General features: G+C 70.8%; 24 protein-coding genes. 9 read left to right on the top strand and 15 right to left on the bottom strand.

The window, feature by feature from the left end:
* Positions 1-22: 22 nt before the first annotated feature.
* A complete protein-coding gene (locus PA27867_RS07390) occupies positions 23-538 on the bottom strand; it encodes a DinB family protein (RefSeq protein WP_066594894.1) in 516 nt (171 codons plus the stop codon).
* A 207-nt stretch (positions 539-745) separates the two neighbouring features.
* Between PA27867_RS07390 and PA27867_RS07385 the strand changes: the two genes are divergently transcribed.
* The 3 genes from PA27867_RS07385 to PA27867_RS07375 all read left to right on the top strand — a co-directional run bounded on the left by PA27867_RS07385 (position 746) and on the right by PA27867_RS07375 (position 3,040).
* Complete coding sequence (locus PA27867_RS07385) at positions 746-1,195, top strand: bleomycin resistance protein (protein WP_066594892.1); 450 nt, start codon at positions 746-748, stop codon at positions 1,193-1,195.
* A 69-nt stretch (positions 1,196-1,264) separates the two neighbouring features.
* Positions 1,265-1,990, top strand: coding sequence for an SOS response-associated peptidase (locus tag PA27867_RS07380; RefSeq protein WP_066594890.1), 726 nt, complete (start codon positions 1,265-1,267; stop codon positions 1,988-1,990).
* 519 nt (positions 1,991-2,509) lie between these two features.
* The gene (locus PA27867_RS07375) at positions 2,510-3,040 is read left to right on the top strand and encodes a hypothetical protein (protein WP_066594888.1); all 531 of its coding nucleotides are present in this window, start codon (positions 2,510-2,512) and stop codon (positions 3,038-3,040) included.
* Between the two features lie 12 nt (positions 3,041-3,052).
* On the opposite strand, the gene uraH is transcribed toward PA27867_RS07375, so the two are convergent.
* Positions 3,053-3,397, bottom strand: coding sequence for a hydroxyisourate hydrolase (gene uraH / locus PA27867_RS07370; RefSeq protein WP_066594886.1), 345 nt, complete (start codon positions 3,395-3,397; stop codon positions 3,053-3,055).
* Positions 3,394-3,945, bottom strand: coding sequence for a 2-oxo-4-hydroxy-4-carboxy-5-ureidoimidazoline decarboxylase (gene uraD / locus PA27867_RS07365; RefSeq protein ID WP_066594884.1), 552 nt, complete (start codon positions 3,943-3,945; stop codon positions 3,394-3,396). The genes uraH and uraD overlap by 4 nt, the downstream gene beginning before the upstream one ends.
* 216 nt (positions 3,946-4,161) lie before the next feature.
* Between uraD and PA27867_RS07360 the strand changes: the two genes are divergently transcribed.
* Positions 4,162-4,914 carry a nucleotidyltransferase family protein gene (locus PA27867_RS07360; protein ID WP_066594882.1) on the top strand — a complete coding sequence of 251 codons (753 nt, stop codon included), beginning with the start codon at positions 4,162-4,164 and terminating at the stop codon, positions 4,912-4,914.
* A 134-nt stretch (positions 4,915-5,048) separates the two neighbouring features.
* On the opposite strand, the gene PA27867_RS07355 is transcribed toward PA27867_RS07360, so the two are convergent.
* The 5 genes from PA27867_RS07355 to PA27867_RS07335 form a co-directional block, all read right to left on the bottom strand.
* On the bottom strand, positions 5,049-5,894 hold the full coding sequence (locus PA27867_RS07355; RefSeq protein ID WP_236900867.1) for a MurR/RpiR family transcriptional regulator: 846 nt from the start codon (positions 5,892-5,894) through the stop codon (positions 5,049-5,051).
* Entirely contained in the window at positions 5,891-7,228 is a 1,338-nt protein-coding gene (locus PA27867_RS07350; protein ID WP_066594876.1) for an allantoate amidohydrolase, read from the bottom strand. Before PA27867_RS07350 ends, PA27867_RS07355 begins: the two co-directional genes overlap by 4 nt.
* On the bottom strand, positions 7,225-8,442 hold the full coding sequence (locus tag PA27867_RS07345) for a pyridoxal-phosphate-dependent aminotransferase family protein (protein WP_084020840.1): 1,218 nt from the start codon (positions 8,440-8,442) through the stop codon (positions 7,225-7,227). Before PA27867_RS07345 ends, PA27867_RS07350 begins: the two co-directional genes overlap by 4 nt.
* 124 nt (positions 8,443-8,566) lie before the next feature.
* Entirely contained in the window at positions 8,567-10,222 is a 1,656-nt protein-coding gene (locus PA27867_RS07340; protein ID WP_084020838.1) for an AtzH-like domain-containing protein, read from the bottom strand.
* On the bottom strand, positions 10,215-11,297 hold the full coding sequence (locus PA27867_RS07335; protein WP_066594875.1) for an acetamidase/formamidase family protein: 1,083 nt from the start codon (positions 11,295-11,297) through the stop codon (positions 10,215-10,217). The genes PA27867_RS07340 and PA27867_RS07335 overlap by 8 nt, the downstream gene beginning before the upstream one ends.
* A 219-nt stretch (positions 11,298-11,516) precedes the next feature.
* On the opposite strand from PA27867_RS07335, the gene PA27867_RS07330 reads away from it, so the two are divergent.
* Positions 11,517-12,233, top strand: a complete 717-nt coding sequence (locus PA27867_RS07330; protein ID WP_335582786.1) for a YoaK family protein — start codon at positions 11,517-11,519, stop codon at positions 12,231-12,233.
* Between the two features lie 96 nt (positions 12,234-12,329).
* On the opposite strand, the gene PA27867_RS07325 is transcribed toward PA27867_RS07330, so the two are convergent.
* Genes PA27867_RS07325 through PA27867_RS07315 form a run of 3 tightly spaced genes read right to left on the bottom strand, consistent with a single transcriptional unit; the run spans position 12,330 to position 16,603 of the window.
* Positions 12,330-12,974, bottom strand: a complete 645-nt coding sequence (locus PA27867_RS07325; protein ID WP_066594874.1) for a hypothetical protein — start codon at positions 12,972-12,974, stop codon at positions 12,330-12,332.
* Between the two features lie 17 nt (positions 12,975-12,991).
* Entirely contained in the window at positions 12,992-15,082 is a 2,091-nt protein-coding gene (locus PA27867_RS07320; protein WP_066594873.1) for a primary-amine oxidase, read from the bottom strand.
* A 45-nt stretch (positions 15,083-15,127) separates the two neighbouring features.
* On the bottom strand, positions 15,128-16,603 hold the full coding sequence (locus tag PA27867_RS07315; protein ID WP_066594867.1) for an APC family permease: 1,476 nt from the start codon (positions 16,601-16,603) through the stop codon (positions 15,128-15,130).
* 225 nt (positions 16,604-16,828) lie between these two features.
* On the opposite strand from PA27867_RS07315, the gene PA27867_RS07310 reads away from it, so the two are divergent.
* Together PA27867_RS07310 and PA27867_RS07305 are read left to right on the top strand one after the other, a co-directional pair.
* Complete coding sequence (locus tag PA27867_RS07310) at positions 16,829-18,346, top strand: APC family permease (protein WP_236900866.1); 1,518 nt, start codon at positions 16,829-16,831, stop codon at positions 18,344-18,346.
* Entirely contained in the window at positions 18,343-19,035 is a 693-nt protein-coding gene (locus PA27867_RS07305; protein WP_066594865.1) for an IclR family transcriptional regulator, read from the top strand. Before PA27867_RS07310 ends, PA27867_RS07305 begins: the two co-directional genes overlap by 4 nt.
* Positions 19,036-19,139: 104 nt before the next feature.
* Here the strand turns inward: PA27867_RS07305 and PA27867_RS07300 are convergent, their stop codons facing one another.
* The gene (locus PA27867_RS07300; RefSeq protein ID WP_066594863.1) at positions 19,140-20,066 is read right to left on the bottom strand and encodes an HNH endonuclease family protein; all 927 of its coding nucleotides are present in this window, start codon (positions 20,064-20,066) and stop codon (positions 19,140-19,142) included.
* Between the two features lie 74 nt (positions 20,067-20,140).
* Here PA27867_RS07300 and clpS point away from each other — a divergent pair, with 74 nt between their 5' ends.
* Positions 20,141-20,425 (top strand): ATP-dependent Clp protease adapter ClpS, encoded by a 285-nt coding sequence (gene clpS / locus PA27867_RS07295; protein WP_066594861.1) that lies wholly within the window; start codon positions 20,141-20,143, stop codon positions 20,423-20,425.
* Between the two features lie 82 nt (positions 20,426-20,507).
* Positions 20,508-21,023 (top strand): DUF2017 family protein, encoded by a 516-nt coding sequence (locus PA27867_RS07290; protein WP_084020835.1) that lies wholly within the window; start codon positions 20,508-20,510, stop codon positions 21,021-21,023.
* A gap of 88 nt (positions 21,024-21,111) precedes the next feature.
* On the opposite strand, the gene PA27867_RS07285 is transcribed toward PA27867_RS07290, so the two are convergent.
* The 3 genes from PA27867_RS07285 to PA27867_RS07275 form a co-directional block, all read right to left on the bottom strand.
* Positions 21,112-22,428 carry a glycosyltransferase gene (locus tag PA27867_RS07285; protein ID WP_066594857.1) on the bottom strand — a complete coding sequence of 439 codons (1,317 nt, stop codon included), beginning with the start codon at positions 22,426-22,428 and terminating at the stop codon, positions 21,112-21,114.
* The gene (locus tag PA27867_RS07280; protein WP_066599336.1) at positions 22,425-24,644 is read right to left on the bottom strand and encodes a glycosyltransferase; all 2,220 of its coding nucleotides are present in this window, start codon (positions 24,642-24,644) and stop codon (positions 22,425-22,427) included. Before PA27867_RS07280 ends, PA27867_RS07285 begins: the two co-directional genes overlap by 4 nt.
* Positions 24,645-24,938: 294 nt before the next feature.
* The gene (locus PA27867_RS07275) at positions 24,939-25,859 is read right to left on the bottom strand and encodes an SDR family NAD(P)-dependent oxidoreductase (RefSeq protein WP_084020833.1); all 921 of its coding nucleotides are present in this window, start codon (positions 25,857-25,859) and stop codon (positions 24,939-24,941) included.
* Between the last annotated feature and the right edge of the window lie 87 nt (positions 25,860-25,946).

Raw genomic sequence — 25,946 nt, 5'->3', positions numbered from 1 at the left:
ACTGTTCCCCGTGCGGGAACAGTTACTCGCCGACGGTGCCGTCGATGGCCTGGCGGATCAGGTCGGCGTGGCCGCAGTGCCGGGCGGTCTCCTCGATGAGGTGCAGCAGGATCCAGCGCAGGCTCCACCGCTCGCCGTCCCGGCCGGGCGTCGCGACCAGCTCGTCGAGGCCGCGGCCCGCCGTCGCACGGCGGCTGCGCTCGCAGGCGGCCCGGTACAGCTCCCGCAGCTCCTCGGGGTCGTCCGCGGCGGCGCTGGTGAACTCCCAGTCCCGGTCCTCGTGCCAGGGCGCGCTCCCCCACGGCTCCAACTCGGCATCGGAGCGCCCGAGGAACCTGGACTGCACCCAGCGGTCCTCCACATAAGCCAGGTGCTTGAGCAGCCCGGCCAGGGTGAGCGACGATGGCGCCAAAGCGGTGTTGAGCTGCGCATGGTCCAGCCCCTCGGTCTTCATCAGCAGGGTGGCCCGTTGGTAGTCGAGGAAGGTGTCCAGCAGGGTGCGCTCGTCGGCGGAGTGAGGAGGGTCGGTGCGCGTCATGCCCCCAGCCTTCCACAGCCCATCCCCGGGATCGATCGAACCCGACTGTTTCCCGATCGGACACGTGCGCCCAGTGCGCTGGGACCATTCGTCCGTTCTGGGAACAGTTCTCGCCAGGTCTGCGGGAGTGGCACTGTCGATGGTGATCGGGCCGGTGCCGGTGCCGTTGCGGCGGGACCTTCCCGGGGCGCCGCCATACTGGGAGGCATGACCTCTCCCGCCGCCACTCCGCCTCCGGCGTCGGAGGTCTCACCCGATCTGGTTCCCGAGTTGCTGGTGACCGACCTGGCCACGAGCCTGCACTTCTGGGTCACGCTCTGCGGCTTCGAGGTGCTCTACGACCGCCCGCTCGAGGGCTTCGCCTACCTGCGCTCGGGTACCGCGCACCTGATGCTCGAGCAGGTCGGAGCGGGACGCAATTGGATCCCCGGCGCGCTGGAGCGGCCCCTCGGCCGCGGCATCAACTTCCAGATCATGGTGCCGGCCATCTCGGTGCTGGTGGACAGCCTGGCCGCCGCCGACTGGCCGCTGTTCATGGCGCCGGAAACCAAGTGGTACGACACCGGCGAGACCCAGGCCGGTGTCGCTCAGTTCCTGGTGCAGGATCCGGACGGCTACCTGGTGCGCTTCTCGTCCCGACTGAGCCCCGCGTCCTGACTCGGTCGGTGGGTCGCCGGAAGTGTCGGCCTCGTGACTCCACGGCGCCCACGGAGTACCCTCGCCCTCATGTGCGGACGATTTGCTATGAACGAAGACGTTGACGATCTGATCCGGGACTTCGTGGCCGCCGGCGGGCGCGCCGGCGACTGGCGGCCCAGCTACAGCATCGCCCCGACCGACCCGGCGCCCATCGTGCGCGAGTGGCAGCCGGAGGGAGCTGATGCACCCACCAGGGAGGTCACCCTCGCGACCTGGGATTGGCCGCAGCCGGCCGGCCAGCCTCGCCGCGGCCCGATCATCAACGCCCGGCTGGAGAAGCTCGACCAGCGATTCTGGGTGGGCGCGTTCTCCAACGCGCGGTGCATCGTGCCCATGCTCGGCTACTACGAGTGGACCGGGGAGAAGGGCGCGAAGCAGCCGCACTTCATCCACGGCGACGGCTTGCTGGCCGCGGCGGGCGTGAGCTGGGCGTCCAAGGACGCCGACGGGCAGTGGTCCCGGGTCTTCGCCGTCGTGACCCGCGAGGCGCGGGATGCCTCGGGCGAGGTGCACGACCGGATGCCGGCCTTCCTGGAGCCCGACACCTGGTCGACCTGGTTGAACCCGCAGTCGATCACCACCGCAGACCGAGCCGAATCGGCGGCCAAACGACAGGCCATGCTCGACCTGCTCGACCGCACATCGACCGCCGTGGCCGCCACCATGCATACCCGCCTCGTCGACCGCCGGGTGAACAGCGTGCGGGCCATCGACCCACAGGATGCGACCTTGATCGACCCGCTGACGACCTAGCCCGTCAGGGCGGATGCTGGCCACACCCTCTCCTCCACAACCACCTGAGAGATCGCCGTCCACTGACCCAGCTTCATCCAGCTCCTCACCCACCTCTGCGCCTTCCACCACCGCCTCAAACACCAAACCCTCTGGCAGGTCGAGCAAGAAACCCGGCGGCGTCCTCCGCTGGACCTCCCCCGACGGACTCACCCACCGCACCCACCCCGACATCTACCTCAGACCACCACCACCGCTACCACCGCCGGGAACGTCACCGGCAGCCGACCCAGAGTCCGGCCCGCCTTCATCGCCGGCGCCATCCGGGGCGAGCGATCCGCCCGAGGACCCGCCGCCGTTCTGAACTGTGACGTCGAACCGCCGCAGCCCCACTGGGGCTCGACGCCGCCTGTCTCGGGCACTAGGTTGGGCATACCAACAGGCATATCAGCCTGAGCTTTCCCGTATTGACCTGCACTTATCGCTCGCGCTGCCTACCCACGCCGCCCACCGCAAGCGTCGCTCGACAGATCGGACACCATGCCTGCGAACCTCTCAGCCCGCGCACTCCTGTGGATCGGCATCGGGCTGGTGGCGGCCAGCGTCCTCCTCCAGCTCGCCCGAGACCTCGTCTACCGCGTCACCGACCCGAACTCGCTGCAGTCCCTCGCCACCAGCTGGTGGTTCGAATCGTTCTCCGTCGCCCTGGTGCTGCTCGTGCCACTGGGCACCTGGACGGTCGCCGCCTCCTTCGTGGCACGGCTCATCGAGCGCGGAACGATCTCACGGGCGCATCCGGCCACCCACATCACCGCCGCCGGGGTGTTCTGGACGGGTGTCGTCCTCACCCTCGCCGGCCTGTTGGTGGGAGCCTCCCTCGACAGCTGGATGAGCTCGCTCGTTGCGCAGGGACGCCCCAGCATCGCGCTCGACGCCCTCAACCTCGTGGTCAGTCCGCTGCGCAACGTCATCGTTCCGCTCGGGCTGGCCTTACTGCCCGCCTCCGTGCTGATGAAGAAGCTCGAGGCCCGGGTTCCGGCCGATGAGTCGGCCCGGGCGACGGCGGACTGACCGGCCGCCGGCTCAGCTGCCGCGGTACGTGGAGTAGGCGAACGGGCTCAGGAGCAGGGGCACGTGGTAGTGGGCGGACTCGTCGCCCAACTCGAAGACGATGGTCACCTGGGGGTAGAACGTGGCCTGGTCACGAGCGGCGAAGTAGCTTCCGGTGTCGAAGGTGATGCGGTAGCGGCCGGCCGACACGGCTTCAGGCCCGAGGTCGCCGATACGTCCGTCGGAGTCGGTCTGCGCCGACGCCAGATCATGCCAGTTGTCACTCACCTGTTGTTCGAGACGAACACCCACAGCGACGGCGGGCCGGCCGGTCACGGCATCGAGCACGTGGGTGGTGATGTGGCTGCGCGGACTCATCGGGGATCGCCCGATGGCGTTGCGGAGTCGGAGGCGTCGGTTTCGGGCACCGAGACATCCTGCCACTGCACGGCCAGAACTCCCAAACGGATGAGCGCGATGTCCCGCAGCTCGGAGCCGACGATGGCGGCCTCGGTGTCATCGTCCAGGTCCACCCGGCGGTGCAGTTCGGTCAGGATCTCCTGGCGGGTCCGCCCGGCGGCACGGATGAGGAACACCCTGTCGAACCGCTCCTCGTAGACGCGATTGCCCTCCGCGAGAGCCGCGGCGAGGCCCGCGTCATCCGCGTCTGCCGAGGCCTGCTCGCTGCGTGAGAATCCCGCGGCGCGCGAGGTGCCCCGCGGTTTCTCGCCGATCCGCGGATGCTCCGCCATGGCCTCGTCGATCTCGGCCCGGGTCAGCGGCGTGGCTGCGGTCCGCGCCGTCTCAACCAGGCCGGCGACCGAGCCGAACGGCGCTTGGGCGGCAACCTCGTCCACCCACCGGCCAACCGCCAGGCAGGCCCGGAGGATGTCGCGCAGCTCGTCGCCGGTGGGGATCGTGGTCATGGGTGCCTCCGGGCGGTGACGGTTCGGGTGGGAGCGGTGCGGGTGTGAGCTGTTCGGGTGGGAGCGGTGCGGGTGGGAGCTGTGCGGGTGGGGACAGCGCGGGTGATCGAAACGCGGGTGTAGACACCAGGGCGGGCACGGGTTGAGGTGGCGAGGGAGCGGTGATCGGATAGCAACCCGACCGGGTTCCGGTGCGCACCCCGTACCATGGCTGGCATGCAGACCGACAGAGACCGCCGGGTGGCGGGATTGCTCCTGGCCGCGGGCGCGGGCTCCCGGTACGGCGGACCGAAGGCCTTGGCGGTCGACGGAACCGGTGTGTCCTGGCTCGTCCGAGCCGCGCGTGCGCTCGAAGCCGGAGGCTGCGATCCGGTGCTGGTGGTTCTCGGCGCGGGCGGGGCCGAGGCCGAGGAGCTCCTGCGCGACTCCACCGCCCGGTTCGACAGCCCGGACCGACTGGTCGTCGTGCATGCCGACCGCTGGGCCGACGGGTTGGCGGCGTCGCTGGACGCCGGGCTGGCCGCGCTGCAGGAGTCCGAACCGGCGGTCACGGCCGTGGCGATGGTGCCGGTGGATGTTCCCGACCTCGACGCGGCGACGGTGGCACGGCTGATCGGCGAGATCGATGTGGCGGGGAGCTCCAGCACGGCGGCCTCGGGCACGAGCGCTGGCTCGGCACAGCCGATTCGCGCTGCGTCAGCGGGCGGGGCATCGACGGAGGGCGCAACCGCGTTCGCGGGCAGATCCGCTCGATCGGGTGGTGTGACGCCGCAGACCCTCAGGCAGGCGCACTTCGGCGGCCGGCCCGGGCATCCGGTGGTCATCGGCCGCAGCCACTGGGCGCTGCTGCGATCGAGTCTGAGCGGCGACACCGGCGCACGGCCGTACCTCGTGACCCACGGCGTGCTGGCGGTGCCCTGCGACGACCTGGGCACCGGCGACGACGTGGATACGCCGGAATCGGCGTAACGGCCACGCGAGGCACAGCGGAACCCCGCTCCCGTCACAAGCTCCGACACCAACGCCGACGCCATCACCGTCGGCCGGTCATGCTGCGTCGGCCGGTCATGCTGCGCCGGGCTCACGGTCTCACCAGGCGCACGTCACCACGGCGCTTCGAGTTCGTCGAGGTCCTCGTAGACGCTGGTGATCGCTGCGATCCGGGTTCGGCTCTCACGCACCTGCGCACCCATCGCTCCGGTGGCGAGCAGGTTCACCAGGCTCATCGCGGTGGCGTAGCTGTCGAACGCGGAGACCGAGTCGACCGGGCATTCGAGCCAGTGCGTGGCCTGGTCGGAGTATTTGCGCGCCGAGGAGTCCGCGATCAGCACCAGCGGCACGTCGCGGCGGCGGATCGCGGCCACGATATCGCCGAATCCGGCCACCCGCCGGCGAAAGCCCATCAACACCACCACGTCGCGCGGCCCGAGCCCCGCGAGTTCCTCGCCGAGCGACTGGCCGGGCAAGGGGGCCAGCCGCACGTGGTCGCGGGCCTGCACGAGCTGCTGGCGCAGGTGCAGGGCCAGCGGGTAGCTGTTGCGCAGCCCCACGATCACCACGTTCTGGGCCGAGTGCACCAGTCGGGCGGCGGCGTCCAGCCGGCCGTCCTCCAGGGTCAGCAGCAGGCGCCGCAGGTTGTCGTGTTCGGCCTCGGCGTGCGCCGCCAGCCGCGAGGGCGTCCCGGCGGATGCCCCTGGACCGCCGAGTGGGGCCCCCAAGCTGCGGAGGGCCCTGGCGTGCTCGCGCACCTCGGCCGAGTCCTGGAAGCCGAGACGGCGGAACAGCCGCGAGACCGTGGCCTTGGACACCCCGCTGAGGCGGGCCAGCTCCGACGCGTTGTACACGGCGAGATCGCTCATGTGGTCGAGGATGAAGTCCGCGGCGCGCTGTTCCTGCGGCGACAGCTCACCGTAGCGGCCGTCGATACGCTGCCCGATGTTCATGGTCATGCCTGCGCCTCGTGCCGTCCGGTGTCCTGCTCTCCGTCGTCACGCTGTCCGGCATCATGGTGCGCCGCCAGCTCGAGCACCGCCGCCTCGAAGGCGTCCAGTGCCCGGGCCACGTCCGCCTCGGTGACCGACTCGTCGGGGTGGTGGCTCACTCCCCCGGCGCAGCGCACGAACAGCATGCCGATCTCGGTGATCTGGGCGACGGCCATGGCGTCATGCCCCGCCATCGACAACAGCTCAAGCGGTTCGGGGTTCTCGGTCGACGCATCCGTGGCACGGATGCCGGCGGCGATGACCCCGCGCAGCCGGTCGCTGCAGTGCGCGGCGGGCGCCGCATGGGTCTGGTCGACCGCGACGTGCAGGCCGCGGGTCGCGCAGATCTCCTCCAGCAGGGACTCGATCTGCTGCCAGGCCCGGTCACGGTCGGCGTCGAACCGGCCGCGCAGGTCGAGACTGAACTCGACCCGGCCGGCGATCACGTTGACGGCGTCAGGGAACACCTCGAGGTGTCCCACCGTGGCGATCAGGTCCGCGGCGCGGGCGAGCTTCTCGATGGCCACGATGGCCTCGCTCGTCCCGGCGAGGGCGTCGCGGCGGTGCGTCCACGGTGTGCCCGAGTGACCGGCCTTGCCGGTGATGGTGATCTGGAAGCGTCGGGCGCCCGCGATCGAGGAGACGATGCCGAGCGGCTGGTCGTGCTCCTCGAGCACCGGGCCCTGCTCGATATGCGCCTCGAGGTAGCCGATGACCTCGTTCGAGGTGCGGGCGGCACCGCCGATGGCGGCCGGGTCCAGGCCGAACGCGACGAAGGCGTCGTGCAGGGTCGTGCCGGCCTCGTCGGTAAGCTCCCACCAGGCGTCCAGCCAGGTTCCGGCCAGGGCGCGGCTGCCCAGCAGAGCGGTGCCGAACCGGGTGCCCTCCTCATCGCCGAAGGCCACGACCTCCAGGGCGAACGGCAGGCTGCGGCCGCTGGACGCGATTCGTTCCACCACGGCGATGGCCGTGAGCACGCCGAGGATGCCGTCATACCGACCGGCCGACGGCACGGTGTCCAGGTGCGAGCCGAGCAGCAGCGCGGGAAGGCCGGGCGTGGCACCCTCGAGGCGGCCGCACTGGTTGCCCGCCGCGTCCTGCCAGCTGGTCATGCCGGCCTCACGCATCCAGCCGGCCGCGAGGGCGTTCACCGCGGTGTGCTCGGGCGAGAGGTAGACCCGCTCGATCAGGCCGTCGGGCAGGCTCGAAAACCCGGCCAGCTCGTCGCAGCGCTCCAGCACGGCGGCCGCGCTGGTGCGCTCGCTCCCGTTCAGGCCCGCACTGTCCCCCGGCCCGCTCATGCTGGCCCGGTCTCCGCAACGGATGCGGCTCGAGCCGCATCCTGGTAGACCTCGTAGGCGGCGCCGACCCCGCCACCACCGGTCACGCCGGCGCCGGCTCGGCGCAGCACCTGCTCGAGGGCGGCCAGGGTCGTGAGCACGGTGTCCTTGCGGGCGTTGTAGCCCATGGTGCCGATGCGCCAGACCTTGCCGTGCAGCGGGCCGAACGAGGTGCCGATCTCGATGCCGAAGTCGTTCAGCAGTTCGCCGCGCACGGCGTCCCCGGTCACGCCCTCAGGGATGTGCACGGCGACGACGTTGTTCATCCGGTGCTCCAGGTCGCCGAAGACGGCCAGGCCCAGCCCCTGCACCCCCGCGAGCATGGCGGCGCCGTGCAGCCGGTGCCGCTCCACGGCGGTGTCGATGCCCTCGTCCACGAGCAGCCGGGCGCATTCGCGGGCGCCGTAGAGCATGGTGGTGGCCTCGGTGTGGTGGTTGAGCCGCTTGGGACCCCAGTAATCGAAGATCATCGACAGGTCGAAGTAGTTGGAGCGGATCGGGTGCGCGCTCACGGCGTCGCCGGCCTCGCGGATGCCCGCTTCGATGCTCTTGCGGGCGTTGATCACCAGGGCCGCACGCGGGGAGAAGGTGGCGGGGGCCGAGCCGGAGGGGCCGCCCAGGCACTTCTGCAGGCCGGCGGTCACGGCGTCCAAGCCCCAGGCATCCGCCTCGAAGGTGTTGCCTGCCAGCGACGCGGTGACGTCGGTGTAGAAGAGCACACCGTGCCTCGCGCAGATGTCGCCGAGCTCATCGAGCGGCTGGGCGACGGTGGTGGACGTGTCACCGTGCACGATGGCCAGCAGCGCCGGCTTGGTCTCGCGGATAGCCTGCTCGATCTGGGCGGGCGTGAATACGGTGCCCCACTCGATCTCCCGCACGTGCACCTCGGCGCCGGCGCGTTCAGCGATCTCGCGCAGCAGATGGCCGAAGCGCCCGAAGATGGGCACGAGCACCCGGTCACCCGGGCTGATCAGCGAGACCAACGCGGCCTCGATGCCGGCCCGGGAGGTGCCGTCGATGAGCACGGTCTGTTCGTTGGCGGTCTTGAAGACGCCCCGGTACAGCTCCATGGTCTCGTTCATATACGCCGTCATGGACGGGTCGTACTGGCCCACGAGTTGGGCCGACATGGCGCGCAACACCCGCGGGTCGGCGTTCACCGGGCCGGGGCCCATCAGCAGACGCGAGGGCGGATTGATCGGAAGACTGGAAATGGCTGTTTCACCCCTCGGCAATTCTGAACCAAATGTTTCAGATCCCCAGTTTACGCAACAGGTGTTTCAGCCATGTTTCGCGCGGTCACCCACCCGCGGCCAATTCCGCCCCCACATCGACGAGGGCGAGGTCGCTGTATCGCGGACCCACCAGGCAGAGCCCCACAGGCTTGCCGTGAACCTCGAACAGTGGCACGGACAGCGCCGGATATCCGCCGATCCCGGCCAGGCTCGTCATGGTCAGCGTCGCCGTGCGGGTCGCGTCGATGGTGGCCGCGTTCGCGTGCCGCGACGGCGCCGTCGACGACGCCGAGGGCAGCAGCAGGATGCGTCCGTCGAGCACCGCGTCCAGCCGGGCGCGGGCGGCGGCCATCGCGACGCGAGCCTCGGCCTCGGCGGCCGGGTCGGTGCGGGACGCGATCTCGAACCGGCTCGCGACCGCGGCGCCGAGGGCGCCGGGGTGCGCGGTGACCCAGTCCCCGTTGCACCTCCACGCCTCTGCCGTCTGGATCGCCCGGAAGATGCGCAGGGCCTCGGCGAGGTCGCCCACGTCGACGAGGTCGGGTTCGGGCAGCAGCCCGGCCCGGATGAGGCGGTCCAGCCCGGTCACGAAAGCGGCCTGTACGTCGTCGTCGGCGGCGAAGACCAGCGCCGTCGACACGGCGAAGCGGGCCGGTGGATTCGTCAGTGCATCCTCCGGTGCGGCGGTCGGTGCGGCGGTCGGTACGAGGGCGACCTGCCGGGCGGGATCGAGCGACGCGGCGGCGGCGGCACGCAGCACGGCCGGGGTGCGGGTGAGCCAGCCGACGGTGTCGAAGGTCGGTGCCAGTGGCAGCAGGCCGGTGCGGTCGACGGCGTCGTGGGTGCTGCGGAGTCCCCAGAGTCCCTGGTACGACGCGGGCACCCGGATGGATCCTGCGGTGTCGGTGGCCAGACCGATGCTCGCCTGGCCCAGGGCGACGGCCGCGGCGGGGCCGCTGGACGAGCCGCCGGGCAGTCCGCCGGGCACCCGCACGTTGGGCGGGGTGCCGTAGTGCTCGTTGTCGCCGGCGATGCTGTACGCGAATTCGTCGGTCTGGGCGACACCCCGCACGCTCGCACCGGCGCCGAGCAGCGCGGCGACGGCCGGGGCGGTCACGGTGGCCGGCGTGGCCTCGCCGAGGTACGCCGGGTTTCCGGCGCCCACCGTGAAGCCGGCGAGGTCGAAGAGGTCCTTCACGGCAACCGTCTCGCCGGCGAGCGGGCCGGTGTCGGTGGCCGCGGGAACCAGCGGGGTGCCCACCAGGCGCCACACCGTGGGGTTGACCGCGGCCGGCGGCGCGGCCACCTGGGCCACCTCCACCCGCCAGGAGTCCGTGTCGCCCTGCACCCAGAGCTGGGTGACCAGGCCGGCGCCGCCGGCATCCGGGGTGTTCACCGACACGATCACGGCGTGCCGCGGGTCGATCACCCGCACGTGCAGCGAGCGGATGCCGCGGGCGAGCGTGCCGCTGCGCGCCCCGCGGAACCCGCTGATCGCGTCGTGGCCCACGAGCAGCCCGGTGGCGTCGCCGCGCAGTGTGCTCTCCCCCGGCGCGAAGTAGGCGTCGAGAGCCGCGAGGTCGTTGCGGGCGAGGGCGTCCTCGTAGCCGGTGAAGGCCTCGAGCAGTCCGTCGGGCAGGTCGCCGGTGACGCTCGTGGGCGTGACGGCGGCGGGCCCGGCAACAGCCGGCCCGGGAACGGTGGTGCGCGGCTCAGACATCGAAGTCCGCCACCCGGATGCGCGCGTGCACGCCGGCGACCAGGTCGACCACCTGCGAGATGTTGAAGTCGGTCGCCGCGCTCAGGTACGCGTAGGCGAGGGTGCGGTCCATCCCGAACCGCGCCGCGAGAAGGTCGATCGCCGCGCGCACGCATTTCCGCACGGCCTCGTCGAGGTCGGCGTCCATGCCGGTGGGCACCAGGAACTCGGCCGTCTCGGCGAGCGGCCCGACCAGCTCGCCGAACGCGGCCACGGCGTCGGCCTGCGTCACCACGTCGAACCGGATGGTCACCCGCAGCGACGCCTCCATGGCCGTGAGGGCCACCTCGCCGTCGCCCTGGGCGAAGTGCGGGTCGCCCACGTAGGCCAGCGCGCCTTCCACCTGAACCGGCAGGTACAGCGCCGAGCCCACGGTGAGCAGGTTGATGTCGATGTTGCCGCCGTGCGAACCGGGCGGCACGGAGTGTGGGCGCTCATCGCCGGCGACGGCGACGCCCATGATGCCGAGGAACGGCCGGAGCGGGAAGTGCACGCTCCGCTCCCCGCCCGGCACGAGCGGCAGGGTGCCCACCCGGCCCGCCGGGCCGTCCTCCAGCGCCGCGAACACGCTCACGTTGCCGTCGCCGAGCGGGTACTCCCCCGGCAGGGCGCCGCGACCGTGCCGGTTGGAGATCACGCCGTACGGCACCCGCGGGGTGGCCTCGAGCACGGTCATCTTGAGCAGGTCGCCCGGGCTGGCGCCGCGCACATGGATCGGACCGGTGACCAGGTGCGGCCCGTCCACCCGGGGGTCGCGCAGGCTGAACGAACCGGCCAGCCGCACGGCGTCGTCGAGCACCGCGGCTCGTTCCACGCCGTGGCCGGCGAAGAAGACCACCGGGTCACGGCCCTGGTCTTCGAGCACGCCCTCGTGGCTGACCGTGTCGATGGTGACCTCGGTGCCGCTCTCGATCACGAGCGCCGGCGCATCCGTGGCACAGGGCAGCCGCCCCCACAACACGGTGTCGGGCGTGGCGGGCAGGTACTGCGCGGCGCGGATGTGCCCGGTGCCGGGCTGCAGGATGTCGAATGGCATGGGACGCCTTTTCGGATCGAGGGTCGGGAACCGGTTCGGCGCCGGACGGCCGGCGCATCCCCGTTGGTCGAGAGTAGCGCCCGTTTTGCGCCCGCTCCGACCAGCCGCTACCGTGACAATTCCCGACCGGGCTCCGTTCCGTCCCGGGTGCGCCTCACCCCGGCACCCGTTCCCGAACCCATCTCGCACGCTCGCGTGTCCACACCGATAGGACCACTCGTGGCCTCCACCCCCGTCCTCCACCGCCTGCGCAGCAAGCCCGACCACCTGCACCTGGGCCTGATGCTCGCCCTCACCTTCTCCACGGGTGTGGCGGATGCCGTGGGTTACCTCGGCCTCGACAAGGTGTTCACCGGCAACATGACCGGCAACGTCGTGATCCTGGGCATGGCCATCGCCGGCGCCGACGACCTGCCCGTTGTGGGCCCGCTCATCGCCCTGTTCACCTTCATGGTGGGCGCCGCGATCGGCGGCCGGGTGCTGCGCCACGTGAAGTTCGGGTGGACCACCGAAGCCACCGCGCTGTTCGGCGCGGTCGGCGTGATCATGGCCGCGCTCGCGATCATCCTGTTCGTCGTGGGCGGCAAGCCGCCGGCGCCGTTCGACCTGTTCGTCACCGGCTTCCTGGCCGCCGTGATGGGTCTGCAGGCCGCCGTGGCGCGCCACATCGCGGTGAAGGACGTCACGACCGTGGTCGTCACCTCCACCATCACAGGCTTCGCGGCCGACTCCCGCTTCGGCGGCGCCAAGAACCAGCCCTGGTTCCGCCGCCTGGCGGCCATCGTGCTGATCCTGGCCGGCGCCGGCGTTGGCGCCCTGCTGCTCATGGTGCACATCGGCTGGGGCATCGCCCTCACCGCCGCGATCACCCTCACCGTGACCGCCATCGGCCACGCGGCCGGCCGCCCCCACCATGCCCCAGCGCCGGTTGCATAACTACTGCTCGATTCCCCACCGGGCCTGAAAGACAGCCGTTTCGGGCCCGTCGGTCGAGAATTGCCGGAGTTATGCTCCAGCCGGGGCGGGTGGCGGTCAGCCGAAGGGCATCACTGCCATCGCGGCCGTCATGACCGACATGCTCAGCAGGGTTCCGCGCTCCGGCCGGTTGCGCTGACCGACGAGCACCATGGCAGCGGCCGCGACCACGAAGAGGGCCCCGGCGACGCACACCACGGCGACGAAGATCGAGACCGAGTGCGGATGCGTCATGCCGCCCAGGCCCGGCGACGTGGCCGTTCCCCCGGCCATAGTGCCGCACAGGGCGATCTGGCCGGCCACCACCACCAGGCCGAGCTGGTGCAGCAGGTGCAGGTGGCGAGGTCCGTCGGTGGTGACAGCGGCCCGGGACTCGGTGGCCGTAGCGGCGGCAGCCGGGACGACAGCGGCAGGGTACGCGGTGGCCGGAACGGCGCCGCCCGGGCCGACCTCGTGGCCCACCGCCGCACGGCCTTCACGCCACCGCGCGGCACCCGCGGCCACCATCGCCCAACCCACCAGGATGGTGGTCCACACCAGCGGGGCCAGGCCGATCAGGCCAAGGGCGAGGTCGGCCATGGCCGCGGCCATGAGCACCGTGCCGCCCACGGCCGTGACCGACCGGGTGCGCCGGCTGCCGAGCACACAGCACAGGCTCGACGCCGCCGCCACGATCATGATCAGGTGCAGGGCCGAGATCACGGTGTGCTCCTTTCCGGTTAGGCGTCGTGGGCCGCGTGGCCGGCGCACGCGCAGGCGCCCGCCGCCGGTGCCGGGGCAGTCGATGCATGCGCCGCGTGTGACTCGGGCTCGCCGCCGTGCGAGCAGTGCGACACCGGCTCGCTTGCGGGCACGTTGAGAGTGGGGTTCCGGGCGAAGAAGCCGTACGGCTTGAGCGTGAACTTGGCGTAGTCCACCGGCATCACCGGCCAGTCCTCCACCCGCGGGAAGTGGGTGGGGCCGAAGGTGTGCCAGAGCACGATGTCCTCCCCGTCGATGGACGCGTCATCGGCGATGTACGTGGTGATGCCGTCGCCGCCCGGGTTCTGGTGCACGAAGTCGCCGGCGGCGTACTGCTCCGCCGGGTCGTACTGCGTCACGAAGAGGTGCTTGGTGGCGAACTCGGCCCGCTGGGCGATCGACGACTGCGGGTCGGCCATGAGAGTGGGGTTCGCCTCCGGCAGCAGGGCGTAGCCGGTGGGCCGGCCCATCCGGTTGGTCTTCTCGGTGTTCACGATGTGCCAGGACCGCGCGACGGAGGCATCGGCGACACGGCCCGAGCTTGCCTCGCCGGTGAGCCGGGTGCTCTTCATGGTGAAGGCGTTGCCGTGTTCGTTGCCCGGACCCATCGGCAGCCGAACGGCCTCGATCTCATCGACGGCGTTGGCCAGGCCGTCGACCGTCATGTCGAGCCGCGCGCTGAAGAGGTGCTGGTGGTACGGGGCACCGAGCCCCGGAGCGACCTCGCTGGCATACGGGTAGTCTGCTCCCGCATCGTGCGTGGAGCCAGGGGCGGCAATGCCGGGGTACGCCGACGTGAAGAGCACGCCGGTGAGCTTGGCCTCGCACTCGATGGTGCCGTCCAGCGACAGATACCAGTAGAAGCCGTAGTCGTAGTTGCCCACGGTGGTGAAGAAACTGATCACCAGGCGGCGCTGGCGGCGCACCTCATGGGCGCCGGTGAACAGGTCGCTGTGCTTCCACAGCGTTCCCACGTCCTCCTCGTGCATGCAGATGCCGTTGGGGATGGTGAACGGGTTGCCGAGTTCGTCGGCGAGCACGGCGTCGAAGTACTTGATCTCGCCCACACAGTCGCAGCCGAGCGCGAGCGAGTTGGTGTAGCGGCCGAAGAGGTACTCTCCGGTGTCGAAGTAGTTCTGCCAGAACCGCACCGGCGACGGGTCGCCATAGGGCACGAGCATCTCGTTGATCGACGCCCGGTAGATGATCGGGCGTTCCTCGCCGGCATCCGTGAACGACAGCTGACGCAGCACCAGTCCCTCGCGGGTGTCGAAGCCCACCTGGAACTTCCAGTTCGCCCAGGTGACCCACTCGCCGTCAACGGCGAAACTCGGCCCCTCCGGCTGGCTGATCACGATGGGCTTGAGGGTGGTGAGAGGTTCGCCCTGCACGGCCGGGTCGTTGAAGTTGCCGCCCTCGGCCGGGATGGCCACGGTGGCCGCGTCGATCAGCCGGGTGATGGTGCCCGCCGCCGTGTCCACATAGGCGCAGAGGCCGTCGACGGGGTGCGCCCACGGGTGGTCTGTCGGGTAGTCCTGGCGGAACGCCAACACCCGCACGATCCGGCGGCCGATCTCCTCCGGCAGGTCGTAGTAGCCGGCCGAGAGTGGCACGACGACCACCTCGTCGATGGTCGTGCCCCGCTCGGCCAGCGCCGCGACCCAACGCGGGTCGGCGTTGACGATGCCGGCGATGGCCTCGAACTCGGTGTCGAGGATCGGCAGTTGCCCGGCCGAGCCGTCGAGCACGTGGGTGCTCTCGATCACGCCGGCGCCCAGCGACACGATGTTGTCGGTGGAGCGACCGGTCGCCATGTCCAGCAGCATCACCCGGGCCTTCCGGTCGGGCAGCGGCCCGGTGCCGGCCTGCCAGGCGAGCACGTCCCGCTTGTGCGGTTCGGCCAGGCCCACATAGGCGAACCGGGTCGTGTCGGTGAAGTCGTCCGCGTTGATGACGATGTCGCGGATGGCGGTGAATTCGGCCATCGTGAGGCTGCCGAGCGGATGCGGCGCGGCCGGGACGGTGCTGGCACCTGAAACTGTGTGCAGGGAAACGTCGGAGAGAGTCATGCTGGGTCCTGTCTGGTGAGGCGGTGGAGGGGTGAGAACGGCAGGTCAGGCGCCGATGGCCTCGGTGATCTGGGCGTACACGGCAGGGCGGTTGCGCCGGAGCCAGAGGGCCTGCAGGAGTCCGGCCAGCGGGAAGAGCACGATCAGGCCGAGCAGCACCGCGGTGAGCACCCCGAAGGCCGGCTCGCCGGCGGCGTTGACGTCGCCGATCAGGAACGGGAAGTTCAGGCCGATCATGGTGGCCGACACGAGCAGGCCGACGAAGCCGAGCGACGGGGCGATGACCGTGTTCCAGAGCCGGCGGTCCCGCTTGGTACGGGCGAAGTACACCACCACGGCGATGCTGGTCACGGCCATCAGCAGCGCCACCGACAGGGTGGCCACTCCGGAGAACCAGGTGAAGACCTGCAGAATCGGGTCAAGGCCCAGCAGCGCGAAGAGCACCACGAGCAGGCCGGCGGTGACGGTCTGCACGACCGAGGACACGTGCGGGGCGAAGTGCTTGGGATGCACGGAGGAGAGTACGTCCGGCAGCACCTTGGCGGTGGACATGGAGTGCTGGTAGCGGGTGATGACGTTGTGGAACGACAGCACACAGGCGAGCATGCTGGTGATCAGCAGCACGTTCATGACGAGCTCGCCGACCGAACCGAGATACTTCAGGGTGGTGATCAGGATCATCGCGCCCGGGTCTTCGGCGGCCTGGGCCACCACTCCGTCGGGGCCCCACGCCATCACGAGGGCCCAGGAGGCGAGCGTGTAGAAGACGCCGATGCCGACCACGGCCACGTAGGTGGCCCGCGGGATCGTGCGGGCCGGGTCCTTGGCCTCGTCGCGGAAGATCGCGGTGGATTCGAAGCCGATGAAGGCGGCGATGGCGAACATCAGTCCTACCGAGGGCGAGCCGCTGAGCACGTTGTTTGGTTCGAACGGGGCCAGCGAGAGACCGTCGGCGCCGCCGGCGATCACCACGGCCGCCACGAGCACCAGCACGATCCCGACCTCGCCGATCAACAGCACGCCGAGCACCTTGGAGCTCAGGTCGATGTGGCGGTAGCCGAGCACGCCCACGAGGGCCACGACGGCCAGGGAGTACAGGTACCACGGCAGGTCGGGCCCGCCGACCCCGGTGACGGTGACCGAGAGGATGTAGCCGACGTATCCGTGCACCGACACCTGGATGGTCGTGTAGGTCAGGAGGGCCAGGAACGCTGTGGCCAGGCCGGCGGGCTTGCCCAGGCCGTAGTTGACGAAGGTGAAGAAGGCGCCGGGCTTGGGTACGTGCCTGGTCATCGCGGCCAGACCCACCGCGAAGAACAGCAGCACGATCGCGGCGATCGCGAACATCGCGGGGAACCCGACGCCGTTGCCGAGCAGGATGCCCAGCGGCGCCGCTCCCCCGATCACGGTCAGTGGTGCTGCGGCGGCGACCACCATCAGCACGATGGCGGTGACGCCCAGCGAGCCGGTGAGCGCGCGCGGCGGAATGGTTCCGGCGGTGGTTTCTTTCGTTGCGGTCATGTCGACTCCAGACTGGGTGGATGCGGGTATGCCCAGCCTGACCGCGGCCTGTTGCCGCCTCGTCACCCGGAGGTAAAAGGCAGCGAGCGGCCGAATGAGACCACGCGTCGCGGGTTGTCTCATTTGGGCGATACACCCCGGAAACACCGGCGTCGCGGCGCGGCAATCGCGGCTGGCTAGCGTGGGGTCCTGCGCATTCTGGCGCAGTGGACGATGAGGTGAGGCATGAGCGCCACGGAGATGTCAGCCCTGGGGCGGGCGATTGAGAACCCGCAGCCGGTGGCCGGGATCGAGTCCCGCTCCCCGGTTGACGGCCTCGACCGGCGCAGCGTCGGTTTCATCGACGTGCTCTCCCAGTCGGTGTCCGCCGTCGCACCCTCAGCCGCGGCCACGACCATGCCGCTGCTCGTCGCCACCGTCGCCGGCGGCGCCACCGTCTGGGCCCTCGGCGCGGCGATGCTCCTGGCCCTGCTCGTGGCCGGCACGGTCAACCAGTTCACCCGCCGGATCGCCGCCACCGGATCGCTGTACACCTTCGTGGCCCACGGCCTGGGTACCACGGCGTCCTTCGTCACCGGAACGGCGTTGCTCGTCGGCTACGGCTTCGTGGCCATGTTCGCCCTCGGTGGGGCCGGGTACTACCTCGCTATTCTCGCGGCACGGCTGTGGCCCGCTCTCACGGGGAGCCTGCTCGTGCCCGTGCTGCTGATCCTGGCCATGGCCGTCGCCTGTATGGTCCTGCTGGCCAGGGGTATCCGGGTGTCGACCCGGGCGACGCTGCTGGTGGAGTGTGTCTCGGTGGTGATCATTCTCGCCCTTGTCGTGGCGCTGCTGGTGGTGCAGGGTTCTGCGCTCGACTGGTCGGTGCTGGACATGTCAGAAGTGCGACCCTCCGATTTCGCCGTCGGCGCCGCCCTGGCGCTCACGGCGTTCGTCGGATTTGAGAGCTCGGCCACGCTGGGGGTCGAAGCCCGGCGTCCGTACGCCACGATCCCCCGCGCGGTGACCTGGACCGTGATCGGCTCCGGCGGCCTGTACCTGCTGGCCGCGCTCAGCCAGCTCGTCGGGTTTGCCTCGGTGGGCGGCAGCATCACGGCCAGTGCGTCCCCGGTCAACGACCTCGCCGCCGCGTACGGCATCGACGCACTGGGGCTGCTGCTCGACGTGAGCATCGCCGCGTCGTTCCTGGCCTGCGCGATAGCGTCGATCACGGCGCTCGTGCGGGTGTTGTTCTCGATGGGCCGGGAGGGGGTGCTGCCGAGCGCGTTCGGGCAGAGCCACCGGCGGCACCGCACCCCGTTCATCGCCATCGTGGTCACGGTTCCGGTGCTCACCACCGGCCTGATCGGCACTATCCTGCTCACGGGCAGCGTCTGGCGGGCGATGGAGATCTTCATCGTCGGCGCGGCCGGCGGCTACATCGCGGCCTACATCCTCGTCTGCGTCGCGGCCCCGGTGTTCCTCTGGCGCATCGGCGAGCTCACTCCCTGGCCGGTGCTGCGCGCCGGAGCCGCTGCCGTACTGTTGAGCGCCGTGCTCGTGGTGTACCTCGTCGTGGAGATCGGCTCTGCCCGGTTCGCCGGCGTCTGGGTGTTCCTGGCCGTCATGCTCGTGGGCACCCTGTTTGCGGTGGTTCGCCGGATCCGCCGGCCCTGGCTGCGTGACACCGTCGGCGTCTACGACGTGCCGGTGTCGACGGACATCCTCGGCGCCGCCCTCGCCGACAACCGGGCCGCCCCGTGAGCGGCGAGGCCGCAGACCTGCGGGCACGCCAACCCAAGGCCATCCACAGCGCCCTCACCGTGCTCGAGGAGGTCGCCCGGTGCGGCGCCGGTGTCACGGCACGGCAGGTGTCCGACAACCTCGGCCTCCCGCGAGCGACGGCCTACCGGCTGCTCAACCTGCTGGTGCAGGACGAATACCTGGTGCGGATGCCCGACCTGCGCGGCTTCGCCCTCGGCCGGAAGGTCGCGGAACTGGCGAAGTTCGTGGCACCGCCCCGGCCTCCGGAGGCTGTGCGGCTCATCGTCACCGACCTCAGGGAGCGCATCCGCGGCGGCGTGCACCTCGTGCGCTATGACGGGAACGGCCTGCAGGTGATCGACCCGGACCCGGACTTCCCCCCGACGCTCCCGGCCACAGGCCACCGGCCGCTGCACGAATCGGCCATGGGCCGGCTGCTGCTGGCCGAGCGGCACTCCCCCGGGGCTCTGGAGCCCGGGGTGACCGAGGTGCAGGAACAGGGGTTCGCCCGCCAACTGGATACGTTGAGCACCGGATTCGGCTGCCTCGCGGTGCCGATCCGGGACCGGGACGGCACCCTGGTGGCCGCGCTGTGCCTGGCCGCGCCGCGGGCCCGCATCGAAGAGCCCGGCGAGCACCTGGTCCTCCTCCGGCAGGCCGCCGTCGCCCTCGCCCCGCTCCTGGCCTAGCCTCGTTCCTGCAGATTTCCGGCAGCACCGCCGATTCGGCCTGTGTCAGGCCGTTCCCGCCGAAATTGCAGGAGTTGCTCACGGGGCGAAGGCGGCGGGCGGGATCAGGCGGGGCAGGTCTCCAGCACGGCCGTCATCGCGGCGCGGTCTTCGGGGGTGACACCGAGGTCGTAGGCCACGAAGACCGGAACGAGCTTGTCGATGTACCAGCACTGCAGGGTCGTGTCGGCGGGCAGGTCGTCCCAGACCACGCGCTGCCCCAGGTCGTGCCGGTCGGAGACGTCGGGGTAGAAGCCCGGCAGCCAGTCGCTCGGCAGCGAGTCGGACTTCGACGAGTTCTCGGTGCCCTTGACCGCCAGCAGGTTCACCGGGTCGTTGGCCAGGGCCTGCCGCTTCTCGGCAGTCCAGGACTCTCCCCCGGTGGCGTAGACGGCCTTGAGCGGCAACAGGTGGTCGATCTGCACCAGGGCCGAGGTGTCCTGCCCGCGCACGAAGTCGATCGTCTCGCCCGTGTATGGGTCGGTGAGGGTGCCCGTGTACACCCGGCAGGTCGCCGGGTCGACGTCTGCGGCGACGAGGTCGCGGGTGAGGATGTCGTTGCGGGTGTCGCAGCCGTTCTGGTCGAAGTCGAACGCCCAGGCATCGCCGAACAGGGCCGTGCGGTTGCCCGCGTAGCTGCCGTCGTCGCTCCAGACGGCGTCGGGCAGAGCCGCCACCAGGGCGAGGGCCTCGGTGCCGGAATAGGTCGGCGCGCTGTTCGACGGTGCCGCGCTGACCGGCGCGGTGTTCGGGGGCACGGTGCTCTTGGGTGCACGGTCGCCGCCGGCGGGCTGGGAGGTGGCCTGCGCATCCGGGGCCGCAGTGTCCCAGCCGATGGTGGGAGCGGCCTGGCCGGTGGAGACGTAGCCGACGGCCCAGGCGATGGCGATCGCCACGACCAGGGTGATCAGCAGATTGGGGGTGCGGCGGGTCCAGCGTGGACGGCGGCGGGGTCGGCTGATGCGGGGACTGACGGTGGGGCGGCGGCTCATTGCGGGTGTCTCACGATGTCCCCATCCTGCCATGGGGTGGTGGAACTCTCGGCCCGCACATGTGAGGCTTAAGTGTGCCCACCACCGACGAAAGACTGCTCACCCGAGAGGCCGTCTCCCTGGACCGGCCCTGGGTCACCGTGGTCTGGGACGACCCGGTCAACCTGATGTCCTACGTCGCCTACGTCTTCCGCAGCTACTTCGGGGTGCCGGCCGCCGAGGCGGAACGCCTCATGCTGCAGGTGCACAACAACGGCCGCGCGATCGTGGCCACCGGCAACCGGGAATCGATGGAGCGGCACGTGGAGGCCATGCACGGTTACGGGCTCTGGGCCACGCTGGACCGGGCCGACGAGTGAGCATCGAAACTCACAACCGGGGTGAGCGTCTGCGCCCGGTCTGCGCGAAGACGCGCGCCGCGCGCCGCCGGACGGTGACCTGATGGACTTCCGCCGCGAGGACTCCGGCATGGTCTCGGCGATGTTGGAACCCGTCGAAGCCGACCTGCTCCGCCAAGTGGCCGGGCAGCTGATCAGAATGCTCGAGAGCATCGACACCGACGACCCCGGTTCGTTCAGCCTGACCAATGTGAGCCGGCTCCTGCCCGCCGCCTACCCCGATGACCCCGAGGCCAGCGCCGAGTTCCGCCGGTTCACGGCCGACGGCCTGCTCGAGGGCAAGATCGGCAACGCCCGCTCGGTCATCGCCCTTCTCGGTGCCGAAGCGCAGGATGCGCCGGGGCACGATCCGCTGCCGGTTCCCGTGGTGCTCGACCCGGCCGGCGTGCAGTCGTGGCTGCGCACCCTCACCGACCTCAGGCTGGTGATCGCCGAACGCCTGCAGGTCGACGACCGGGGCATCCCCCGGCTGCACGACGACCAGAGCGGCTTCCTGGGCGAGGTCTACGACTGGCTCGGCATGGTGCAGGAGTCACTCGTGTACGCCATCGACGCCTAGGACCCGGCAGCTACTCCGCCGAGTACCCACGCGGAGGACCCGACGCGGAGGACGAAGCGTCGAGATGCACGACGGGTCCCGTACCGCGTCAGGCCGCGCGCGGCACCGTCTGCAACGCCGTGTAGGCGCGCTGCGGCCCCGCGCCACCGGACAGCGCCGCGCTGAGCGCCTGCAGTCGCTCCTGGGGTTCGCCCGACAGCCCCAGCAGCGTCACGGCGGCCTGCCGCAGCGCATCCGGTCCGGCCGTGTTGGGGTCGAGGGAGAGCCCGAAACCGGCGTCGTCGAGGGCCGCGGCTCCGGCGAACTGGTCGGTGGAGAATGGCAGCACAAGCAACGGCACACCGGCCGTCATGGCCTCGGTGACCGAGTTGTTGCCGCCGTGGGTGACGGCCAGGGCCGCGTGCCCGAGCACCGTCACCTGGGGCAGGAACGAACGCACCAGCCAGGAATCCGGCAGCGGGCCCAACTCGGCCGCGTCGGTGGAGCCCACGGCGATCGCCACCCGCACATCGAGACCGCGCAGGGCCTCCGCCACGCGGGCGAGGACGTCGCCGCGCACCGACAGGAAGCTGCCGAAGCTGACGTACACCAGCGGGCGGTCGTCGCCGGAGGCCAGCCAGGCGGACACTTCTGGGTCGTCGGCCTCCGAACGCACCGCGGAGCCGAGGAAGGCGTGTTCGGGCAGAAGCGCGGTGCGCTCCGCCGAGTGCAGCTCGGCCGGATAGTTCAGCAGGAGCACGTCTCCGGTCTCGGTGAAGGCGTCGCCGCTGGGCGGGGCCGTCGGGTCCAGCTGCAGCAGGGCATCGTTCCACTGCAGCGTGAAGTCGTCGCGCACCCGTTCGCAGAGCAGCCGTAGCTGCACGAGCTCGAGCGGGTCCGGGGTGAACGCCTCCGGCCAGGCCGACGGGTAGCCGTAGACCTCGTCGCCCACGGGCAGGGCGGTGGGATGCCCGAGAACGACGTCGGCGTGCCGCACTCCGGCGCTGATCAGGGCGAGCCGGGCGCTGAACGCCAGGTGGTCGACGATCACCTGGTCGGGCTGCACCTCGGCCACGATGCGCTGCACCTCGCGGGCCACGGCCACGGGGTTCCAGAGCAGGTCGCTGCTGCGGGCCTCGGCCTGGAACCGGAGGGTTTCCACCAGGCCCACCCGGGTGGCGTCGAAGAAGCCGCGCAGGGCGTCGTCCTCGCCGGTGGGCTGGTCCTCGGCGCGGATGGTGCCGGGGTTCGACCCGCGGCCCAGCTGCAGGTTCACGCGTTCGAAGCCGAAGTCGGCCACGATCCCGGCCGTGGCCGGTCCGCTGGCCACCACCACACGCTCACCTCTGGTGCGCCAGGCGGTGCCGAGGGTCGCGAGCGGGAACAGGTGCGACGCGTAGTCGGGGCTGATGATCAGGAGGGTCATGAAGCGCTCAACGCCCAGTCGAGGGCCTGCTGCGCTTCGGCCACCGCGTGGTAGACCTCCGCAAGAGTGCCGGCCATGGCCTGGATGGCGAAGGTCCCTGCAACCATGTCGGCGGCGCGCTGGGCGAATTCCTCGCCGAACGGGCCGGCTGCGAGATCGAGCGCCTGGGTGATGCCGTCCGAGAGCTGGGCAGCGTCGGCGGTGTTCACCAGGATGCCGGTGGTGCCGTCCTCCACGTAGGTCGCCGGTCCGCCCGCGTCAGGCGCCACGACGGTCAGTCCCGTCGCCATCGCCTCGAGCAGCGCGATGCCGAACTCTTCCTTCATGCTCGCGCACACGTAGACACCGTTCGGCGCCGCCAGTCCGGGCCGGCCGTAGCGGGCGGCGGCCAGCCAGCGGGCCACCGCGTCGTTGGCCCGGTGTCCGGCAAGCAGCAGACCGTGTCCGGCTGCGGCGTCCAGGGGCACCGCGGTGCCGATCAGGTTGAGCTGTCCGCGTTCGTCGAACGACGGGTTCTCGAGATCGCCGCCCACGATCAGCAGGTTGCACCGCTCGCGCAGGGCCGCATCGTCGGCCCAGGCGTGCACGAGAGTGGCCATGCCCTTCACCCGGTGCAGCCGGCCCACCGTGACCGCGAGCGGCAGGTGCCGCCGGTGCTCGGGCAGCGTGGCCAGCAGGGCGTCGAGGTCAGCGAAGTCGGCCGGGTCAGCCGTGATCGCCGTGGCCACCGACCGCTCGATCACGGTGAGGTCGATGCCCTCCGCGACCACGGAGTGACGCTCGGGGTGCGCCGTGATGTCGATGCCCACGAGTTCGCGCATGTCCCGCTCCAGTTCGGGGCGCGGGAAGAGCACGGTGTGCGCGGCGTCGGCCGCGATCCGCTGCACCAGCCGGGCCCGGAACCAGAAGTGTTCGACCTCGTCGACGGCGCCGAAGTTGGCGCGCGTGAGCGAGCCGGCGGCATCCATCGCGTTGATCACGCTGTGCGGGTCTGGTGCCACCGTGAAGACCACCGGGATCTCCAGTTCACGAGCCACGGAGGAGGCCGCAAGGGTGCCCACGTCCGCCATCCTGAGGTGCAACACGTCGACGCTGCCCGCGGCGCGCAGAATCCGGCGGATGCCGCGCTGCACTGCCACGCGCCGCGGCCAGGCATCGGCCGAGGAGATGGGCGCCCCGAGGAACGGGACGGTCGCGAAGGCGTGCCCGGAGAGCGTCGAGCTCACCTCGGGCAGGCAGGCCAGGGCGTCGGCGGGGCCGCCGCGCGACAGGGTCAGCACGCGGTCGACGCTGCTGCCGGTCCGGTCGCTGTCGAGCTGTACTGAATCGAGCGGGTGGGCATCGACCTGGTTGGCCGGGGAGTAGGCCGCGCCGCCGCCGGCCACGAGGGCGTCGCCCAGGCGCACCAGCAGGGTGGCGATTCCGCCGTTGTCACCCGAGCCCACCTGGCTGAGTTCCCGGTCGATGTCAGCGTGCAGGAACAGCTGAGCCACGGTCTGCCCGCTGCTCCACGGCGCGCGCGGGTAGGCGGGCACGGTGAGGTCCAGCAGGGCGAGGCGGGCCACGTCGGCGAGGTCGTCGTCGCCGCGGGCCAGGTCGGTCACGACGGCGACGTTGGCGTCGGTGGCCGGGGAGTCGCCCAGGGCGGCCACGGCCGCGGCCCGGGGGTCGAGGGCCTCGGTCGGGTCGGCCGCGATGCGGCGCAGCATCCGCTGCGGGATGCGGCCGCCGATGAGGCCGATCGTCTCGACGAGACGGGCACGGGCGGCCGGCTCGGCGACACCGAGCATGGCGCCCTCGGCGGCCAGGGCCACGTGGTCGGGGGCGGACGCCGCCCACTGCTCGAGGGTGCGCTGGGCGATCATCCCGGAGAATCCACCGGCCACCACCATGCGGAACAGCCCGGCGATGGCGTCAAAGCGCGGCAGCCGGGTGCCGAAGGCCCAGGCGGCGTGCTCGCGCAGGAACGCGGAGTCGTGCTCGAGCAGGGAGACCAGCACGTCGTCGGCGGATTCGTCGAAGACCTGAGCCAGGGCATGCACGGCCGCGATGGCGGTGAGCTGGTCGGTCGGATCGAGCGCGGCCTGGGCCAGCAGCCTCACGGCGCGGTTGCCGCCGTCGCGGGTCGCGGCGATGGTGAGGTCGTCCGCGCAGCGGATACCGGCCAGGATGCCGCCTGCCTGTCGCATCGAATCCAGCGTCGTGTGAGTTCCCACGGTGTCTCCCTCTTGGCGGCGGGCCGCCATCATCGGGCGCAACAGGGCCCGCGCCGGTTGTGAGGCACCGGGGTGGCAACGCTGCCCTCCGTGGTGACCCGTCGATTTCTCACGTCATCGATCATGCCGATCGAGTGGTTCGTCTTCTGTTCGGAGCCGTCCCCGAAAGAGGCTGCCCCGGAGCGATATTCTGCCACGTTGCCGGGGTTCGCGAGCGGTCGAATCCAATTGATCAGGGCATTGGCAGGTTGCCCGCCCCACGGCCGGGAATCGCACGGAGGAACCGACCTTGCTTCAGAACACGATTCCGGCCGACGCCGTCAGGCCGCCGTCCACCGCGAGGGTCGTGCCCGTCACGTACGACGCCGCCGGCGAGAGCAGGAAAGCTATGACCGACGCGACCTCGCGGGCATCCGCGAGCCGGCAGAGCGGGATGCGCCGCGAGAAATCCCGGCCGAAGATCTGATCGGACAGGTTCTCGTCGCCGAGGTCCGCCCGCACCAGGCCAGAGGCCACATTGTTGATACGGATGTCGCGGGCGGCATAGGTCAACGCCGACGACCGCACGAGGTCGATCATCGCGATTTTCGAAGCGTGATAGGCCCAGTTGCCCGGATCCGCGAGCAACCCGGCCACGGAGGCCGTCGCAACGATGCTGCGGTGCCCGTCGAGCGAGAACCCCTCGACGGCCGCCTGGATACCCAGTGCGATGCTGTTGAGGTTGCGGGCAAGCAGATGCTCGCCCTCGGCGATGGAGCCGGGCATCTGCAGCGTGCGGGAGCTTCCGATGTCGGCCAGGAGCACGGCCGCATCGAGCCGGCCGAAGGTCTCGATTGCGTGGGATACGGCGAGGCGAGCGTCGCGCTCGGTACCCATGTCTCCCACCGACACCACGTGCCGATCACCCAGGAGCGCGGTCTCCTTGGCGTCGACTCCGGCCACTGCGTAGCCGTTCTCCAGCAGCCGGGCGACCACGGCACGGCCGATGATCGAGCCGGCTCCGGTGACAAGGGCCACCGGAGCCGGGGGCGTGGATTCCTCGTCGGTCGCGCTGACCGTACCCGGTGACGTGACGCGTGCGGCTTGGGCGACCGGTCCGGCCGAGGCGGCAGTCCGTGTCTCTGTCGGGGACTCCGCCTGGTCCTGGGTCTGAGTCTGGGACTCCGCCTGGGGCTGCGCCTGGGCCTGGGCCTGGGTCTCGCTGTCGATTGTCATGTGTACCTTCCAACAGGGCTGCTTGGTACTCGGTGCGCCCTAGAGAAAATGCTACGCCGCACCAGCTGAGAGTGGGGTCAGGTGGCA

The organism is Cryobacterium arcticum, assembly GCF_001679725.1.
GTDB classification, from domain to species: domain Bacteria; phylum Actinomycetota; class Actinomycetes; order Actinomycetales; family Microbacteriaceae; genus Cryobacterium; species Cryobacterium arcticum_A.
This window is presented reverse-complemented; position numbering and strand designations above follow the sequence as displayed.